Raw genomic sequence first — 18854 nt, 5'->3', positions numbered from 1 at the left:
TGACGGTTGCCCGTCGCACCACGATTACTTAGCTGGACCTTGGGGGCCAACGATGGCTCGTGGTTCGTGGGGGACATCATGGGGAGCACATCCGGCTCGGGGTTCCGCGCCGCAGCATATGCGATCATCGCAGCAGCATTGTTACTGATCCTGTCACCGCAAATAGCGGCGGGGTCCACCGAAAATGCGCCTGCTGCCGCTCGTGCGCCACTACCAACCGAAGCATTCGCCGCCCTGCCGTTCGTGGAGAAGGCGACGCTTTCCCCCGATGGAACGCATATCGCCGGACTGTTCGCGGTGAACGGCGGCCAGATGATCACGATCCTGCCGGTCGCTGGCGATCGCGCCAACATGCTGCGCTTCGCTGTGCCGGATCTGACGGAAGTGGCGTGGATACGCTGGGTCGGCAACGACCACATCCTAGTCGGCGTTTACGCGCTCGCGCCGGTCGAAGGCAGTGATTGGTATGTCTCACGTCTGCTTTCCGTCAACCGGACAACAGGAAAGATCACCTATCTCATGTGGGATTCCGGCGGCCAGGATGCAGCCAGCGTCATCTGGGCCCCGACCGACGGCAGAACCGAGATCCTGGTTGCGGCCCAGGACAGCATCTACACCAATTATCCCGGCTTTTGGCCGTCCGTCTATCGGCTGAACGTGGCGAACGGCCGCAGGGTGGTCGTGGAAAAAGGCCGGACCGATGTGTTCGACTGGGGAGCGGATTCTCAGGGCCGCGTGCGTATGGCTATCAGTTATAATGATCTGACAGTCCATTCGCGCCTCCTCTATCGCGCGGAGAAGAACGACGTGCTTCGCACGATCGACACGGCCAATCTGGGCGCGGACGAAGACCTCACCGTGCCTTTCTATTTTGTGCCCGGCAGCGACAATGGCTATGTGCTGAAAGCCGGCGACGCCGGTCATCGCGGTGTCTTCGAGGTGGACCTGAGCACCGGCAAGACCCTGCGCACCATCTTCGACAGGGAAGCCGTGGACGACGTGATCCTCGCTCCAGACGATTCCAGCCTGCTCGGCGTGCGGACAACCAGTGACGACGCCCCCTTTCATTGGTTCGATGCTCAACTGAAGGCCTATCAGGAGAAGCTGCAGCAGGCCGCGCCGGACACGGATGTCGAAATCCTCAGCATGAGCGCCGACCGCAAAAAGATGCTTGTGCGCTTCGGCACGCCCGACAATCCCGGGCTGCTATATTATTTCGACCCCGACAACGGCAATCTGGCGAAGCTCGCGGAGATGAACAGCCGCATCGGGACCAAAAGGCTCGCGCGCTCCCGCTACGTCCAATACAAGGCGCGCGACGGGCTGGAAATCGAAGGCGTGCTCACCATGCCGCGGGGAAAAGCGGGCACGAACCTGCCGTTCATCGTGATGCCCCACGGCGGCCCCTGGGCGCACGACACGCTGACCTATGACTATTGGGTCCAATTTCTGGCCGAGCGGGGCTATGCCGTCCTGCAACCGAATTTTCGCGGATCGACCGGCTATGGCGATGCGTTTGAGAAAGCCGGCGAGGGCCAGATGGGCCTCGCGATGCAGGATGATGTGACCGACGGCGTGCTCTGGGCCGTCAAGGAGGGCATTGCCGACCCCAAGCGTGTGTGCATCGTAGGCGCCTCTTATGGCGGCTATGCGGCCATGTGGGGCATCGCAAAAGATCCGGACTTTTATCGCTGCGCTATTTCCATCAACGGGGTCTCGAACGTCCGAAAGGAGGTCAACGACTTCGGCGGCAAGTTGCGTACCAGACTTTATCGGGGTCAGTGGCAGAGGATGTCTGCGGACTTCAGGGGCATCTCGCCGGTTTACGCCGTCGATAAGATCAAAACGCCCTTATTGCTGATCCACGGGAAGAAGGACGTGACGGTGGATCACGCCCAGTCAGCACGAATGCATTCTGCCATGACCAGCGCGGGCAAACAGGTCGAATTCGTCTCCGTCCCGCTGGCAGACCACTATTTCACGCGCGAAGCGGATCGGTTGACGCTCCTCCGCGCGATGGAGGATTTCCTCGCCAAGCATAATCCTGCGGACTGAGCCGCTACGAACGCTTATAAAGCGCCGATGACCTCCCGCCCGCGCTCGACAGGACCAGACTCGACACCCTCCTCACAGAGCCTCGCACACCTGCGCGCGGAGAGTGAGGCGCATCGGCTGGATGCGGCAGTGGATGCGCTTGTCGGGGAGTGGCAGGCCGTCATTCCGGCGCTGGATGCCGATGTGCGGGCGATTGCGGCGCGGGTCGCGCGGATCGATGATCGGTTGCGCGCGGAGACGGCAGCGGTGCTCAAGGCGTCGGGGCTATCCGATAATGAGTTTCGTCTGCTGGCGGGCCTGATGCGCATCGGCGCGCCCTATCGCGCGGCGCCGACCGACCTCGCCGGGCGCTATGTGCCGGTGACCTCGGGCGGGCTGACCGGGCTGGCGCGGCGGCTGGAGCAGCGCGGCCTGATCCGCCGCGTCTCGCATGCCAGCGACCAGCGCTCGCTGCTCGTCGAACTCACGCACGACGGCATCGCGCTGGCCGGGCGGACCATGGCCGCCTTTACTGCGACGGAACAGCGCCTGATGGGCAGCCTTTCGCAGGCGGACCGGCAGCGTTGCAACGCGATCCTGCGCAAGCTGCTCCACTCGATCGAGGCCGCGCTGCCCTGAACGCGGGAGTGGTGGCGCCGGTCAGGCTTCAGCGAACTCGACCACCGGGATGGTATCGACAGCCACCGCGCCATCGCCTGCGTTCGCGAGGCGGACGTGGCGCACCCAGGCGGGATCTTCCTGCGGGAAATCGGTGCGCCCGTGGCCGCTGCGCGTCTCCTCGCGGGCGAGCTTGGCGGTCGCCACCAGTTCGGCGGTGAGCGCGAGATTGCGTAGTTCCTCGGCGGCGACCAGATCGGACTGATCGACATCGGTCGCAGCGATGCGCTGGATCTCCTGAAATTTGGCGATGGCATCGGTCAACTGAGTGCGGTTGGACACCACGCCGACCTGCGCCCACATGATCTCGCGCACCCTCTCGAACAGGGCGACAGGATCCTGCGCGCCCGCGCTCCGCGCCAGCCGCGCTGCCTCGGCCTCCACCGCAGCGGGATCGAGCGCGGGCAAGTCAGTCGTCTTCGCCCGCTGGGCCGCGCTCTGCCCGGCGATGCGGCCGAAGGTCTGCGTCTCCAGAAAGCCGCAGCCCTGCATCCGGTCGCCGCCATGAATGCCGCCGGACGCCTCGCCTGCGGCATACAGGCCTGGCACCGCCGTCGCAGCGGTTACATCGATGCGCGCGCCGCCCATCAGGCGCTGGAACATGAGGGTGATCTCCACGATCTGCCCGCCTTCATAATTGCCGACCGGCGCGCGGGAGCGGGCGACCTGCCCGTCCTCGACATGCCAAACGACCGGCCCGCGCCCCTCAAAATTCTCGGTATAGACGGCGCGTGCCATCATGTAGCGCGGGGCGCATTCCATATTCTCGGGATCATATTTCTCCATGATCCGCTCGCCGAGCGCATTCACATAAGCGGCGCCGTAGATCGGCCCAGCGGGCGGCGAATCGCGGAACTGAACAAACTCCATGTCGATCAGCTGGGCACCGGCATGGAACGCCAGACTGTAGGAATCGCCCGTGGTGCGGCTGCCATGCTCGACCACTTCGTCGCAGAGCTTCGTGTAGAGCCGGTTCACCCCGCCCGAGGCGAGCACGACGGCCTTGGCGCGGATGATGAAATGCTCGCCATCCGGGCCGACCGCATATGCCCCCACGACGGTGCCATCGCTGAGCAGCAGGCGCGTGATCATGGTTCCTTCCTGCAGCGTCACGCCGGCATCGATCAGGCCGGTGCGCATGGGCGCGATGACATTGGCGTGCTTGCCCTTGCCCAGGCCCTGCGCCTGCAAGGTCCGGCGCACCGAATGGCCGGCGCGGCGGGAGATGAACCAGCTTCCATCGGCATTGCGGATGAAGGGCACGCCCCGCTTTTCCATATCTTCGGCCAGAAAGCGCCCATGCTCTGCGCATTGCGCCACCAGATCGCGATCGCAAATGCCGCCGCTGGCCTTCGCCCAATCCTCGACGAACAGCGCGGAGCTATCCGCCTCATCCAGCAGCGGCACGCTGAAGCCGACCAGTGCGTGCGGGCTGGAGCCGCTATCGCCGACCGTGCCCTTGTCCACCAGCATCACGGCCACGCCCGCCGCCGCGGCCTCCAGCGCCGCGCGCGTCGCCGCGGAGCCGCCGCCGATCACCAGAACATCCGTCACCATTTCGCGGGCCACTGCGCATCTCCTAAACCGTTATCAGGGGCACCGAGCGCAGCAAATGGCGCGTCCGGCGAATGGCCTTGAGGGTATTTTCGCCCTCGTCGCCTGTCAATATATCTTAGCACTAAGACATTTATGGCGTATGAAGGATGAATGGAAAGCATGATAGAGATTGCCGGTCGTGACTGAAAAACAGCCCCTCCCCGATGGCACCATCATCGTCGAACTGGCCCGCTCCGGTCTGGTGCTCACCGTGGCGCCGGGCCAGTCGATCCTCGATGCGGTGCGCGAGGCTGGCGTGCCGACCAGCTCCAGCTGCGAACAGGGCACTTGCGGCGCCTGCGCAACGGAAGTGCTCGCCGGAACGCCCGAGCATTTCGACGCGGTGCTGACACCGCAGGAGAAGCGCGAGGGGAAGATGATGATGATCTGCTGCTCAGGCGCGCTCACCGAGCGGCTGGTGCTGGACCTTTGATGAGTGACCAACCGGGCGACTTGCCGGATGACAGCGGATAACTCGTATGGTATACATAATCGTCTACCAATGATTCAGGAGAGGTTTGCTGCGCCCGCCTCCTGGTCCTGTTGCGGGAGCCCCGGTTGCCGCGATCAAAATATTGATGGAGTGGTGAGTGCTCTCGATCCTGAAAAACACCTGGTACGCTGCAGCCTATTCCCATGAGCTCGGCGAAGGCACGCTGGCCCGCACGCTGATTGACCAGAAAGCCGTGCTGTTCCGCGACAGCCATGGCGAGGCAGCCATGATTCTCAATCGCTGCCCGCACCGCTTTGCGCCGCTCTCCGCCGGCCGGATCATCGATGACACGCTGGAATGCCCCTATCACGGGCTGCGCTTCAACCGGGATGGCGAATGCGTGCTCAATCCGCATAGCAAGACCAAGGCCGGTCTCCCCGCTGCGAACATTCGCGCCTGGCCGCTGCTGGAGCGCTACGGCATCATCTGGTTCTGGCCCGGCGACCCCGCAAAGGCCGACCCGGCGCTGCTGCCGGTCATCGATTTCCTCGAACAGCCCGATGACTATGCCGTGGTGCGCGGGCTGTTGCACGTGAAGGGCCACTACGAGCTGGTGGTGGATAACCTGCTCGACCTCAGTCACGCCGCCTTCATCCACCCGCAGTTCAGCGGCGGCAATTACACGCCAGAGCAATTGCTCGCCGCCACCACGCAGCGGCTGGAGCGTGGCGATCGCTGGATCACCAATCATCGTATCCGCAGCGGCCTTGGCCCCTCCTCGGCGCATGTCGGCCTGTTCGGCATGGACCCCAAGGTTGTGGTGGAGACCGACACCACCATGACCTGGCATCCGCCGGCGATGCTGGACTTCAAGCTCGGCAGTTGGGAGGTCGGTCAGCCGCGCGAGAGCGGCGCGCATATTCCGCAGCTCCATATCATCACGCCGGAGACCGAGTTCACCTCCCATTATTTCTTCGTCAACGGCCGCAATCGCCGCCGCGATGAGCCGGAGGTCGACCAAGCCCTGCTCGATTTCTTCGACATGGCCTTCCGCCAGCAGGACGAGCCGATGATCGAGATGGTTCAGGAGAATATGGGCGCGGTCAGCGACATCAACGAGCTGAACCCGATCCTGCTTGCGACGGATACGGCGCCGGTTTCCGCGCGTCGCATGTTGGCCGATCTCATCGCCCGCGAACGCGCCGAGGAGGCCTCCGCTTCCCTGAATGCTCCGCGCGCACGCGCGGAGATGGCGCACTGAGGGCGTCGCCCGCACACGGGTTAAATATTAGGAAGGCGCGCGACCACATGGCATTGACGACGCCAGATTAGTATACTATTTTTTATATTGTTTGCTGCCTAGCCGAAGCTTCCCACAGAAGAAAGCGGGGTTGGACCAGCCGCTGCCTGTCCTGCGAGTCTCGCGACACACTGGATTGGGCGCCTGAGGGGAGACGGTCTTCAATGCGCATGCTGCTATCTGCAATCGCCCTGGCCCTGGCCGGCCTCACGCTGGGCATGCCGGCGCGCGCGGCAGAGCCGGAAAAGATCGTCGACTCAAGCTGGACCGATGTCGGCAAGACCGGTTACGCCACCAAGCGTCTCGTCCTCGCCTCCGCCTGCCCGGAAGCCTGCCCCTGGGGCGAACTGGGCGAATTCGTGCGCGATGCGATGGCGCCGGAAGGCTATGAGATCATCCTCTGCCGCAATTGCAACCGCACCGAAGGGCCGCGTCTGGTGGGCAAGGCCGCCCTGCCCCCGCCCCTGAAGGAAGGCGATGTACGCCACGGCACGACCCAGCGGATCAACGCCCCCATCGACTTCGGCATCACCGAGGCATCGATGATGACCTGGGCCTATCGTGGCCAATATATCTATGCCAAGGACGGTCCCTATCCCGCGCTGCGCCTCATCGCACGGATCGAGGACCCGACCTATCTGCTGGTCGCGGTCAAGCCGGACCTCGGGATCAAGAGCCTTGCTGAAATTCGCGAACGCAAGCTGCCGGTGCGCATTCTCACCGATGGCCAGCCGAGCGAGGCGCCCGTGCTCGCTTATTACGGCCTCGACAAGGCCAGCGTGGAGAGCTGGGGTGGCTCGATCCAGAGCCCGCACGACGTGACGGCGGAGACCCCGTTCGACGTCGTCATCTCCAGCCTCGCCAGCCCGGCGAACAATCCTGAGTCCTCGTTCTGGACGACGCTGACCGTCGCGCACAAACTCCACTTCCTCGATCTGCCGGACGATCTGCTCGACAAGATGGTCAAGGAGGCGGACATGGTCCGCACCACCGCCCGCTGGGGCGTGCTGCGCGGCGTGGATCGCGCGATCAAGACGGTCGGACGGTCCGGCGAAGTCGTGTTCGGTCGCGCCGATATGCCAGACGACATCGCCTATGCCGCCGCACGCGGCATCGATCGGGCACGCGGCGAGCTCAAATGGTTTGTGCGGCCCTATTCCATCGATCCGCGCACGGTCGGCGACGGCAAGGGGGTTCCGCTGCATCCCGGCGCCGCGCGCTATTATCGGGAGATGGGCTACATCGACTGAGCGGGCGGCTCGCAAGCCCCGGACATGACCCGCGTATGACACCACCAACGACACAGGGCGAACGACCCCAAGGCGCTCGCCAGCAGAAAGAAGCACCATGCCCTCGTCACCCAAGCCGCTGACCACTGGCTTCATCGTTCCGGCCGCGCTGAGCGGCGCCATCGGCCTCTATTTGGCGTTCGGCAAGTTCGACACGTTCATGTTCTTCGGCTTCCCGATCCTTGCCGGCATCGTGGGCGCGCTGATCCTGCGGCGGCTGGACCCGAAGCGCACGACGGCGGACCATGTGACCGATGCGATGCGCATCTATTTCGGCCTGCATCTCATCTGGTCGTCGTCGCGCTACTGGCTCACCGACATGCAGCCGGTCGTGCCCCACCCCATCGGCGGACCGTTCATCCAGTCGCTGCTCGACATGGGCCTCTTCCCGGGGATCAAGGCCATGGAGGGCCTTGTCGGCATCGTGCTGCTGACCAACCGGTTCGTGCCGCTGATGCTGGTGCTGCAGGTGCCGACCAGCTTCACGATCTTCTACCTCAATGCCATCGTCGTCGGCCTGCCGCGCCAGCTCATCACAGGACCGCTGGAGATCGGCGTGAACTGCGCCCTGCTGCTGGCCTATTTCCGCTATTACCAGCCGTTCCTCACCGCGCGCGCCTATGCCGCGCCGCCGCGCTTCATGGGCGAGAGCGCCCTCGACACGCAGGAGCCGCCCCGCCCCCTTTGAAGCCATCCGCCGTGAGCGCGCGACACCAGAATCGCCCCCGGCCACAGACCAACGCCTGACACGGAGAGAGAGCAGCATGGCATCCTTCACCCCAGCAGCCGGCACGGCACTGCCAGCCGAGCCCAGCGGCGCGGCGTCAGCTGTGGTATCGCATGATCTGGGCACGGCCATCGACAATGCGGCGTGGAGCCCGTTCCAGAAGCTGCTGCTCGGCTGTTTCGCGCTGGTCTTCGCGGTCGACGGGCTGGCCAACCAGTCTCTCGGCATCGTGCTGCCGGCCCTGATCGCGGACTGGGGCATTGCCCGTGGGGCGTTCGCGCCGGTGACGGCCGCCAATCTGGCCGGCGTCGCATTGGGCTCGATCATCGGCGGGATCATGGGCGACCGGATCGGCCGCCGCTGGGCCTTGATCGTTGCCATGCTCCTGTTCGGCCTGATGACTGTGGCAGGTGGCTTCACGCATGACGCCACGCAGTTGCTGCTCGTGCGCTTCCTCGATGGCCTTGGCATCGGCGCGGCGATCCCCAATGGCGCCGCGCTCATCTCTGAATTCACGCCGGAAAAGCGCCGGGGCCGCGCCATTGCCATCGGCATGGTGTTCATTCCCATTGGCGGCATCATCGCCGGCGGGCTCGGCGCCTCGGTGCTGGAGATGTTCGGATGGCGGACCCTGTTCTTCGTCGCAGGCGCCCTGCCAATCCTGCTGGCCCTCGCCTTCATCGTCTTCCTGCCGGAATCGCCCAGCTTCCTGCTGCGCGCCGGCCGGCATGAAGATCTGGCGCGGCTGCTCAAGCGCTGCCGTATCTCGCATGACCCGGCCCATCGCTTCGATGCACCGCCGCCAGCCAGCACGGTCATCGCGCCGCTGCGGCTGCTGCTCTCGCCGGCGCTGCGCCACCAGACCCTGCTGCTCTGGGGCGGGTTCTTCACCTGCCTGATGGCCTCCTACACCATCTTCAGCTGGGTCCCGACGATGCTGAGCACGCTAGGCTTCGATCTCACCATGACCAGCCTCGGCATCACCACCTTCCATATGGGCGGGGTGGTCGGCGCGTTGTTCAGCGGCATCCTGCTCGATCGTACCGGCTTCAGCCGCGCGCATATGGGCCTGGCGGGTGCCGCTGCCCTCCTCGCAGGCGTACTCGCCGTGCTGCTCGGCAGTGATGTGGTCTCGGCGCTCATCATCCTGCCCGTGATGGTCGCGCTCGGCTTCTGCATGGCGGGGCTTCACAACACGCTCTACACCCTGGCCGCCACGGCCTACCCAACGGCAGCGCGGGCAACCGGCGTGGGCGTCGCCTCCGCCACCGGGCGGCTGGGCGCGGTGCTCAGCTCGTTCACCGGCGTCATTTCGCTCGATCTGGGCGGCTCCTTTGCATTCTTCGCCGTCGTTGCCGTGCTGCTCGCCCTGTGCGGTCTGGCCGGATTTGCCGCCCGCGCCCGCCCCTCGGCCAGTGCGGCCTGAACGGAGATTCCCATGAAGACGATCCCTCTGCTGCGGCGTAGCGCGCTTGCCGCACTCCTCCTCGCCGGAACTGCCGCCCCGCTGGCCGCCGACACCGGCGCCGCGCCGCAGGTGACGATCCGTCAGGGCGCGCTGAAAGGCGCGGAGGCGGACGGCGTGCGCAAGTTCCTCAACATCCCGTTCGGCGCATCGACCGCCGGCGAGCGGCGCTGGAAAGCGCCGGTCGCGGCCTCCGGTTGGAGCGGCCTGCGCGATGCAACCGAGTTCGGCCCGATCTGCCCGCAATGGCGCCCGCCGGTCGACCAGCGGCCGATGAGCGAGGACTGTCTTTCCGTAAATGTCTGGACGCCGGCCGACCACCAAGGGCCGCTCCCGGTGATGGTGTGGATCTACGGCGGCGGCTTCCTGGGCGGCTCCAACCGCGAGCCGGCTTATGACGGCACGGCGCTCGCGAAAATGGGTGTGGTGCTGGTGACTCTCAATTACCGCGTCGGCCCGCTCGGCTTCATGGCACATCCTGGCCTTACCGCCGAAGCGCCTTACAAGGCCTCGGGCAATTACGGCATTCTCGACCAGATCGAGGGGCTGAAATGGGTGCGCGATAACATCGCGGCCTTTGGCGGCGATCCGGGCAACGTCACCGTGTTTGGCGAATCCGCCGGCAGCACCGCGATCAGCATCCTGCAGGCTTCGCCCCTGGCCAAGGGATTGTTCCACCGCGCGATCGGCGAGAGCACGTCCCAGTTCGATCCCGATGGTGGCCTCGTCGGCCGCAAGGACATGCGCGAGGCCGAGGCTTATGGCGCGGACTTTGGCCGCAAGCTTGGCGGCGAAACAGTCGCGCAGCTTCGCGCGCTGCCGATGGGCGCGTTCACCAAGGAACTGGCCTTCTTCTGGCCCACCGAGCGTGACGGCTATGTGCTGCCGGACATCGTCTACAACATTTTCGCGGCGGGCAAGCAGAACGACGTGCCCACGCTGGTCGGCTCCAATTCCATGGAGGGATCGAACATCCGCAAGGACTGGGTGCAGCGGTCGGACACGAACGGCGCGGCTTACGACCGGATTTACGGGGCGTCCAAGGACCAATTGGGCCAATCCTCGACAGATGCCGTCCAATGGCAGATGCGCAGTTGGGCCAAGCTCCAGGCCAAGACCGGCAAGGCGCGCGCGTGGCTCTACTGGTTCGATCAGCCCTGGCCCGGCAAGCCGGAAATGGGCGCCTTCCATTCAGCGGAGATCGTCTATGTCTTCCGCAACCTGCAGGTCGAGGATCAACCGTGGACGCCTGAGGATCACAAGCTCTCCGACCTCGTCTCGCATTATTGGGTGAACTTCGCCCGCACCGGCAATCCCAACGGCCCCGGCCTGCCGGAATGGCCGCGCTATGACGACACGGCACCCAAATTGATGCGTCTCTCCCCGCAGCCGGCCGTCATCGGCACCCCGCGCGCAGAAGCGCAGGCCTTCCTCGACAGCTATTTCGATGCGCGACGCTAGCGATCCGCGTCCGGCGGCGGCGCCGGATCGGGTCAGAGGACCGCAAAAGATGTGGCTGTGATCGACTGCGGCTTGCTGAGCAGGATCGCGAAATCGATCAGCTCGTTTGCTTCGTCACGGTAACTGAGCGTTCCGCTGCCGGGATCGTAAATGACGAGCAGGTCGGGATCCGCAGACTGGGTCGAATAACCGAAGTGACCGCTCAGATCGCTGAGGTTGCTGAGCCGGTCGAAAATACTCTTGTCGAGCGCGATGACGTCACCTGCGCTGACAGAAAAGTCGCTTATGCTGTCGACATTGCTCGCTCCCAGCGCGGTATTGAATATGAACTGATCGGCCGCGCCGCCCCCGGTCAACAGGTTGGAAACTTGGTTGCCGATGATCGTGTCGCGGCCTCCCCCGCCGATCGCGTTTTCGATCACCGCACCCGCCGCGATCGTATATCCTCCGGTTATCGCAAGATTCCGCGATACATAGAGCGTGGGGTCGATGCCGGCCGTGAGCGGATAGGCATTGAGGTTGATGACGCAGTTGAGCGAACTGCCCGCATTGCTGATCGTGTCCACGCCCCCCGCATCCCAGATGCATGCCCAGCCCGTACCCGACTTGCTCGCGGTGGGCAGCGTGTAGACGTCGTTACCGGTTCGGTATGAGAGATTGGCGCCATAGATCGCCTGTATCGCAGCAACATCGAAGACCATCGGCGTCTTCGACAAGCCCCATGCGTAACTGTTTGGCGGCGCCTTCACATCCCAGCCGAAATTGTAGGACATGATAGTCCAGATGCCCTGATTCAGGTCCAGCGTCCCGAGCGCATAGGCATCATTGGCCGCTACGCCCGGAAATTGGGTCTGCGTGACGCCGTTGATGGTATCCGTGAAGGGGTGGCCTAGGCCGAGGGCATGGCCAAGTTCATGCACCAGCGTGTCGAACGCGAGGCCCCCTTCGCTCAGATTCTGCCAATAGGAAATCTCATAGTTGAAGCGGCCGACCTGCGTGGCATTGTATCCGCCGAAGGGAATGGTGAAGTCGGCCAGAATTCCAGGCTCGGTCCAGATCGAAGCGGGCGATTTTTCGAGAGCGATATTCGCGCCGCCCGCCGCTTCGCCATAGTCGTCCGTCTCCTGAAAGTCCAAATTCGCGATATTCTCGTAGAGAGCCAATGCCGATCGCACGGCGCTCTTTTCACTTTCAGACCAGACCGATGCGCCCGAGCCGGCGGAGAAAGAGTAAGTGATGATGCCACCGGACCAGCCGGCCTCGCCGATAATCAGAGCGTCGACATACTCACTGCCATAGCCGGAGGCCGCAACATCGTTGGTCGTGTAGGCTTGTGCATTGATCTGCAGCGGGACGGTGGTGCTTGCAGAATTACCCGCGTCATCGCTGACGGTGGCCGTAAATGCCTCCGCCCCGATGCCGAATGACACGATGTCCGCGTGCGTGAGATTCAGGGACCAGGCCCCCGCGGTATCCACCGTCACCACCCGCTGTTCAGAGGCCCCGAAGGTGACGACGACCTTGCTGCCGGCTGTGCCTGTGCCGTGCAGACTGGTCGCGCCCTGCTGAAGAACAGAAGCGCCAGCCACCGGGCTCGTCACGAGGTTGATGATCGCCCCCGTCGACGGGTTGATCGAACTCGCGATCGGATCAAAAAAGCCCGATATCACGGGCGCCACCGGCGGCGTGGAATCGATGGTCAGGACAGTCTCATTGTGCCCGGCTTCGGACAGGTTCCCTGCCGCATCGCGCTGCCGGACCTGAACCTGCTCGGCCGCATAGGTTCCCGCAGCAAGGCTGAAGGTCTCCCCCTCGCCCTTGAGCCAGGTCTGTCCGCCGTCGATACTGTATGCCCAGGATGCTCCCGCCTCCAGAAGCGTGACGAGAATATGGCCGTCATTGGTCAGGCCGTCCGTCTGAGATGTCCCGTTATCGTTGGCCAGCGATAGCCGGGGCGCAACGGGCGCGACCAGATCGACGAACACGCTCGGATCAAAGCCGGCGAGATCCGCTAGAGCGACGTTGGCATCCGCCTTCACCCCCTGGCCGGCCACCTGCGAGCGCACAGCCCCATCGGCGAACACCAGCAGATCGTTGAGCGTGCCGCCGCTGGATGCCACGACGACCGTCTCGACGTGCCCGCCTGCGGTGCGGGTGAGCGTCAGGCGCGCGCCGGTGAGGGTCTTGGTGTAGTCGGCCCACTGTCCCCGGAAGTAAACCACATCAACGCCGCCGCCGAGCGAGGCAGCGTCGATCGTGGTTCCCTCGGCGACGTACACCCTATCGACACCGGCACTGCCGAGGATCTGGAACGCGACGCCCGGCTTCGAAGCGGCGACCGTCTCGCCAGCAGGGTTGAAGCATCCGATCTTCACTATGGCGTCCAGAACGGCACCGGGCGCGGCCGCGCCCTGAGGGGCCAGTGAGGTTTCGCCCGTCGGCACTGGAGCCGCCGTTCCGTCTGCAACATGCGTGTAGAGGGCGTTCACGCTCACGCTGCCATCTGAAAACACCAGCACATCGGGTGCGGCGGTCGCGTTGGCGCCCGCCACATGGACGGTCTCCACCTTGCCGTCCACCGTGCGCATCAGGGTCAGCGTCGCGCCAATGCGACTCATCGTGTAATCGGAGAGCTGACCTTCGACATAAATGCGGTCCGCTCCGCCTCCCGTATTCAGAACATAGCTCGCCCCGGGGCGGACTAAAACGGCATCGATCAATGAGGAGCCGAGAAACTGGATGTCCTGACCATCCAACGCCAATCCACCATATGTCACAATGAAATCGATAAACGCGAGGCCATCACCTCCGTTCTTCATCATGATGTATTTAGAGGTCGTCATTGAAATCCAGGTCGGTTAAGATCGTTATATTAAATTAACAATCGTTAAATAAAATATTTGATTTATACTTCGACTTCAGCTCTCTCAGACGCACCGAATTTCGCAAAATTGCAGAGACAGTCATTTACATACATTGACTTTACATGTCAGGAAATAGACCATTATTTCCGTCGCACTTGTCAATAAGCGCAATCCACCGCCACGCCAAGGGTGGGTTGCGGCGCTTTCGGAAAGCGGCAGGAAGCTGATTAGCGGGGTGTCATCGTCAGATCGGCGAACCAAGCTGCCGCGATGGGCTCCAGCACCGGCGACCCAGCTTGTTCTACAGGTCGCGCTCCGCCAGCCAGCGGGCAATGAAATCGGCGATCAGATGATTGTTGGTCTCGGTCGGGAAGCCATGGGTGTTGCCGACGAACCCATGTGCGTCGAGCGGGACGAGATCGACGGATACGCCCGCCTTCTTCAGAAACTGAGCGGTGCAGTGGTCATAGCCGGCATGATAGGACGCGCCGCCAACTAGGACGATCACCGGCACCTGCGCCAGATTGACCAGCCGGGGCATTTTTCCCGCCACCGTCCAGCAGCCCACCTTGTGGCCATCCTCCGGCGGCAATTGCGTGAGCGGCCCGAAGTCGCGCAGATCGGTGACCGGCGGATCGAAGCGCAGGCCAGCATAAGTGATGCCGAAGGGCCGCGCGACCGGATCGCCCGGAGCGCCCATTGGCGGGGCGTTGTAGAAAGGCGGGCCGTTTGGTTCGGCGGCGACGATGGCTTTCACAAGACGGGGGCGTGCATCTGCGATCTGCCAGCCTGTCGTCCCCGCCCGCGAGTGGGTGACGAGAATGGCGGGGCCGATCCTGTCCAGCAGCGCGGCGCCCGCCTCCCGGTCCAGCCGGTCGACATAGAGGCTGACCGCCAGAGCATCGCCGGGCGCGCCGAAGGGCACCTCGATGGTCGATTGGCGCGCGCGACGCATGTAGGCGGTGGCCGGATCGTCAGGGGCGTTCGTGCCGGGCAGATGCGCCGGCTTGCTGGTCGGCGGAGGCGGTGCCGCCTGCCCTTCCCGCGCGGGAAGTCCGGCGGGAGGCATCAGCTTGCGCCCATCGACCGTCTCATAATGCGGAGAGCGGCCGAGCGTCGGCCGATCCACCACATAGACGGCATAGCCCTTGCGCAGAAACAGCGTCGCCCAGCCCTCGCGGCCGTCCGGCGTGCTCCAGAAGCTCGCGCCGCTGGATGCGCCGCCATGGAAGAATACCAAGGGATAGGGGTGCGTCTGCTGCGCCGGGATCTGATATTCGACATACATGGCGCCGGCGATCACCGGCCCGTCCGGCGTCTGCGCCTCATGTCCGCCGACGAAAAAATTGCCTTGCCGCGCAATGACGAGCGGCTGCGTTGCAGCGGCGCTCTCCTGCCCGGACGCAGCAGAAAGCGGCAGCGTCGCCAGCAGGCAGGCGAGCAGCGAGAGGCGGATGGACCTCATACCGGCTCAGCGCCGAAGATAGACAGTGAGGTAGGTGATGCCGATAGCTGCGGCTATGCCGACAAGCGCGGCGAGGCCGTGCCGCGCGGGCACCATGCGCGAGCCCTGCGCGGCGGTTGAACCGCCGGGCGGACCTGCGCTCCCCGCCAGCATCGGACGATAGCGGTGGAGATAGCCGAAAGACATGACCGCGTTCAGCCCGATAATGACGGCCGCCACACCCATGCCGAACGGACGGCCATGCGATGCCGTGACGAACGCAATCATCAACGTGATCGGCCAGGCGGCGACAACCGCCAGCGCCGCGAACAGATCGAGCAGCAGGGCCAGGCCAATGGTGACTTCCAGCGCCTTGACCAGCGCCATCACGCCGGATTCTGCCAGTTCAGGCACGAGACCCGGCCCGGGCTGGATCGACCGGTCCAGATAGAATTCCAGCCAGTAGTTCAGCCCGTGGAACAGGAACCAGCCGCCATAGAGAAACTGGCAGGCATAGACGACACTGCCGAAGGTCGTGCGCCCACCGGTGGGCGAAGCGACTGTGCTGGGTGCCATGGCGGATCGCCTCCGGTGCAACTGACGGACCGGACGAAGCCCTTGGGCTTCGTCCGGGCGCCCCCCTCAGCCGTTAGAACTTCTTCGAGAGCTGGAACGAGATGTACCGGCCCATCGAGCTGGAATAGCTGGAGTCGAACCGGATCGGCGTGGCGCCACCCGCATTCACCACCAGCGGCGGATCGGCATCGAACACGTTGAGCACGTTCAGCGATGCCGCCAGACCATTGGTGATCATCGATCCGGTTTCGCCGAAATTGTAGCGCAGGCTGAGGTCCACCGTCGTGATCGGATCGATGTTCTGATACTGATCGGGCACGGCTGCCGGCAGGAAGTCGCGCGTGATCGTGCGCGAATTCACATAGTTGAGGAACACGGTGCCGGAGAAGCCGCCGATGTCCACGCCCGCTTCCACCTTGCCGGTGAAGCGCGCCGGATAGCCGAAGTGGTTCACCTCATCCTTGAGCGCAACGCCGGGCACCGGCGAGGTCTTGTAGTGGAGGACATAGTTGGCCCGGGCGCCGAAGCGGAAATCGATGCCATTGCCATAGAGCGTATAGTCGAGCGAGACGTCGAAGCCGTCCGTCTCCACCACGCCGCTGTTATTGCGGCGCGCGTCGACAATGGCGATGACGGTCGTCGGATCGACCAGGCCCAGCACCGGCAATTGCGGATCGGCCGTGATCTGGTTCCAGTACGCGACATACTGGGCCAGCGTCTGGTTGGTCTTGTTCGGGAAGTAAACCGGGTTGAAGACGATGAAATCGTCATAGGCGCCCGAGTTCAGCACGGCACCGATCGGCGCGTTGTAGGCGGCCGTATCGACCTTATCCTTGTAGACGATATTGTAGTAGGTCAGGCTGAAGTTGAAGCCCTTGGCCAGCTCCGGCGTCAGGTCCATGCCCAGCGACCAGGTGGTGGCCGTTTCCGGCTTCAAGTCCGGGTTGCCGCCGATGGGATAGACATATTGGAACGAGCCCGCAGCGGGCGACAGGCCCACGGCCGAGCCGCTGCCGGTGCGCGGCAGGAAGCCGGCGGTGGCATATTTGTTGACATCGACCAGCGAGGGCGCGCGGAACGACGTGCCATAGCTGCCACGGAACTGAATGCCCGACGCCGGGGCGTAGGTCACACCGAAGCGCGGATTCGTCGTCGAGCCGACGTCGCTATAGCGATCGTAGCGGACGGCGGCGTTGAACTCGAGCTTCTCCAGACCCGGCCGGGCGTTGTCCGGACCGAACAGCGGCACATAGGCTTCTGCGTAGACCGAACGCACGTCGCGCTCGTTAGAGGTCGGCACACCCGCGAAGGTATCGACATTCGCAGTGCGCGTGTTGGAGAGCTGGCCGTTGCCGAACAGATAGTCAAAGCGGACCTCGCCACCGACCGAGACGCGCACGTCACCGCCCGGCAGGCGGAAGAGTGAGCCGCCGATATTGGCCGAGCCGCCATAGCTGCGATTGAACACTTCAAGTTCCGTCTGCGCGCGGAAGAGCGCGAGAGTCGCCTCGGAATTACAATCGAACTGCTGCCCGTCGCAGAACGGGTTGAAGAACGGCACGCTCGCCGGCTTGGTGGTGCCGGCGACGGTAGCGCCGAGCGCCCGGTTAAGGCCATTGGTATTGAGCTGGTTGGTCGCCAGGCTGTAGCCTTTGTTCTCGCTGTAATAAGCGGTGACGTTGGCGTTCCAGCTGTTGCTCAGCTTCATTTCCAGCCCGCCCGAAAGCGACCATATCTGCTCATAGCCTGTGATCGTTTGCGGCCCCAGGTCCTCAAGGAAGCTGTAGGGCACGCTCAGCGTCCCGTTGGCCGGGCAATTGAGCGTGGCACTATCGTCCACCTTGCCGGCCGCGCACGGGCTGAACGGGTTGGTGCTCGGCACCGAGAGCGTCGCTGTCGAGGCGATGCCGCGGTTGGTCAGTTCACGCCGCGAGAACAGGCCATCGGCCACGAACGTCACGTTATCATCGAAGTCCTGACGGAAGGTGCCGACCACCGTATGCCGCTTGCCGGACGGAATGGCATCGGCGCCGATCCATGCATTCTCGCGATTGGGCGTCGCCGTCAGCTTGCCCAGCGTCACGTTCGTGCCATTCTGCCCGGCGGGAATACCATAGAAGCTCGACCCGAACTGAACGTTGCCGGGATTGGTGAGCACCGGGTTGGGCGCGCCGCCATAAGGCGAGAGGTCGCTGTTATACAGGTTCGGCCGGTCGGCGGCTTCCAGCGCGGTGCGGTTCTGATACTCGTAGGCGAGGAAGAAGCCGCCGCTGGACCAGCGCCGCCCGAAGGCGACCGAGCCGATATACTCCTCGACGGAGTCGGCAAAACCGGCGCGGGCCTGCACCTCGAACACATTGTCGGGCCGGCGCATGATGAAGTTGACGACACCGCCGACCGCATCCGACCCATAAATGGCGGAGCCGCCGTCCGCGACCACTTCGATGCGCTCCAGCGCGATGGCGGGGATGTTATCGGCATCGAAGAGCTGGCCATTGGCGCCCTGCGGGGCGACACGGTGGCCGTTCACCAGGCTGAGCGTCGAGGCCGTGCCCAGACCACGCAGGTTGATCGACTTCGCGGCGAAGGAATTGAGCGAGGTGTTCTGGATGATCGATCCACCCTGCTGCTCGTTATTGCCGCCGAAGTTGACGATCTGGGGGAGCTTGCGCAGGGCATCGTTGGTGGTGCTGACGCCGAGCTTCTCGATCTCCTCGCGACCGACCGGGATGACCGGCGAACCGACCGGCGCGACGCCCTTGATGCGCGTGCCGGTCACGATAATCGCGGCATCCGCGGCATCCGTAGAGCTGCCCTGCTGCGGCGATGCATCCTGCTGCGCCATGGCGGGCGCTGCGCCGAGCGCCGCCAACACCAGAGCCGAAGCGGAGACCGCCAGTTTCAGACCCGTCCGTTCGCGGACAGAAAAATTCCGTGCCTTCATCTCATCTCCCTCCCCTTGCTCCCGATCATGGCCGGGATGCCTG

General features: G+C 64.1%; 13 protein-coding genes. 8 read left to right on the top strand and 5 right to left on the bottom strand.

Translation table 11 applies throughout. The features are described 5' to 3' along the window. Positions 1-78 precede the first annotated feature (78 nt). Both M2333_RS03115 and M2333_RS03110 read left to right on the top strand, forming a co-directional pair. The gene (locus M2333_RS03115; RefSeq protein ID WP_264610831.1) at positions 79-2055 is read left to right on the top strand and encodes an alpha/beta hydrolase family protein; all 1977 of its coding nucleotides are present in this window, start codon (positions 79-81) and stop codon (positions 2053-2055) included. A gap of 27 nt (positions 2056-2082) precedes the next feature. Next, positions 2083-2673, top strand: coding sequence for a MarR family winged helix-turn-helix transcriptional regulator (locus tag M2333_RS03110; protein WP_264610830.1), 591 nt, complete (start codon positions 2083-2085; stop codon positions 2671-2673). A 21-nt stretch (positions 2674-2694) separates the two neighbouring features. Here M2333_RS03110 and M2333_RS03105 read toward each other — a convergent pair whose 3' ends face one another. Then, on the bottom strand, positions 2695-4281 hold the full coding sequence (locus M2333_RS03105; protein WP_264610829.1) for an FAD-binding protein: 1587 nt from the start codon (positions 4279-4281) through the stop codon (positions 2695-2697). Between the two features lie 166 nt (positions 4282-4447). On the opposite strand from M2333_RS03105, the gene M2333_RS03100 reads away from it, so the two are divergent. The 6 genes from M2333_RS03100 (at position 4448) to M2333_RS03075 (ending at position 10983) form a co-directional block, all read left to right on the top strand. Next, the gene (locus tag M2333_RS03100; protein ID WP_264610828.1) at positions 4448-4741 is read left to right on the top strand and encodes a 2Fe-2S iron-sulfur cluster binding domain-containing protein; all 294 of its coding nucleotides are present in this window, start codon (positions 4448-4450) and stop codon (positions 4739-4741) included. A gap of 157 nt (positions 4742-4898) precedes the next feature. Further along, positions 4899-6002, top strand: coding sequence for an aromatic ring-hydroxylating dioxygenase subunit alpha (locus M2333_RS03095; RefSeq protein ID WP_264610827.1), 1104 nt, complete (start codon positions 4899-4901; stop codon positions 6000-6002). 203 nt (positions 6003-6205) lie between these two features. Beyond that, positions 6206-7291 carry a TAXI family TRAP transporter solute-binding subunit gene (locus M2333_RS03090; RefSeq protein ID WP_264610826.1) on the top strand — a complete coding sequence of 362 codons (1086 nt, stop codon included), beginning with the start codon at positions 6206-6208 and terminating at the stop codon, positions 7289-7291. A gap of 97 nt (positions 7292-7388) precedes the next feature. Beyond that, entirely contained in the window at positions 7389-8018 is a 630-nt protein-coding gene (locus M2333_RS03085) for a hypothetical protein (protein WP_181560100.1), read from the top strand. A gap of 76 nt (positions 8019-8094) precedes the next feature. Next, positions 8095-9483 carry an MFS transporter gene (locus M2333_RS03080; RefSeq protein WP_264610825.1) on the top strand — a complete coding sequence of 463 codons (1389 nt, stop codon included), beginning with the start codon at positions 8095-8097 and terminating at the stop codon, positions 9481-9483. Between the two features lie 12 nt (positions 9484-9495). Continuing rightward, a complete protein-coding gene (locus M2333_RS03075) occupies positions 9496-10983 on the top strand; it encodes a carboxylesterase/lipase family protein (RefSeq protein ID WP_264610824.1) in 1488 nt (495 codons plus the stop codon). A 32-nt stretch (positions 10984-11015) separates the two neighbouring features. Here M2333_RS03075 and M2333_RS03070 read toward each other — a convergent pair whose 3' ends face one another. The 4 genes from M2333_RS03070 to M2333_RS03055 all read right to left on the bottom strand — a co-directional run bounded on the left by M2333_RS03070 (position 11016) and on the right by M2333_RS03055 (position 18811). Then, positions 11016-13805, bottom strand: coding sequence for a M10 family metallopeptidase C-terminal domain-containing protein (locus tag M2333_RS03070; RefSeq protein WP_264610823.1), 2790 nt, complete (start codon positions 13803-13805; stop codon positions 11016-11018). A 343-nt stretch (positions 13806-14148) separates the two neighbouring features. Beyond that, positions 14149-15312 carry an alpha/beta fold hydrolase gene (locus M2333_RS03065; RefSeq protein ID WP_264610822.1) on the bottom strand — a complete coding sequence of 388 codons (1164 nt, stop codon included), beginning with the start codon at positions 15310-15312 and terminating at the stop codon, positions 14149-14151. 6 nt (positions 15313-15318) lie between these two features. Beyond that, a complete protein-coding gene (locus tag M2333_RS03060) occupies positions 15319-15867 on the bottom strand; it encodes a hypothetical protein (RefSeq protein ID WP_264610821.1) in 549 nt (182 codons plus the stop codon). 73 nt (positions 15868-15940) lie between these two features. Next, positions 15941-18811 carry a TonB-dependent receptor plug domain-containing protein gene (locus M2333_RS03055; RefSeq protein WP_264610820.1) on the bottom strand — a complete coding sequence of 957 codons (2871 nt, stop codon included), beginning with the start codon at positions 18809-18811 and terminating at the stop codon, positions 15941-15943. Positions 18812-18854 lie beyond the last annotated feature (43 nt).

Source organism: Sphingobium sp. B11D3B, assembly GCF_025961735.1.
Lineage (GTDB): Bacteria > Pseudomonadota > Alphaproteobacteria > Sphingomonadales > Sphingomonadaceae > Sphingobium.
Note: the sequence above shows the minus strand (reverse complement) of the source record. Positions and strands in the feature narration are given on the sequence as shown.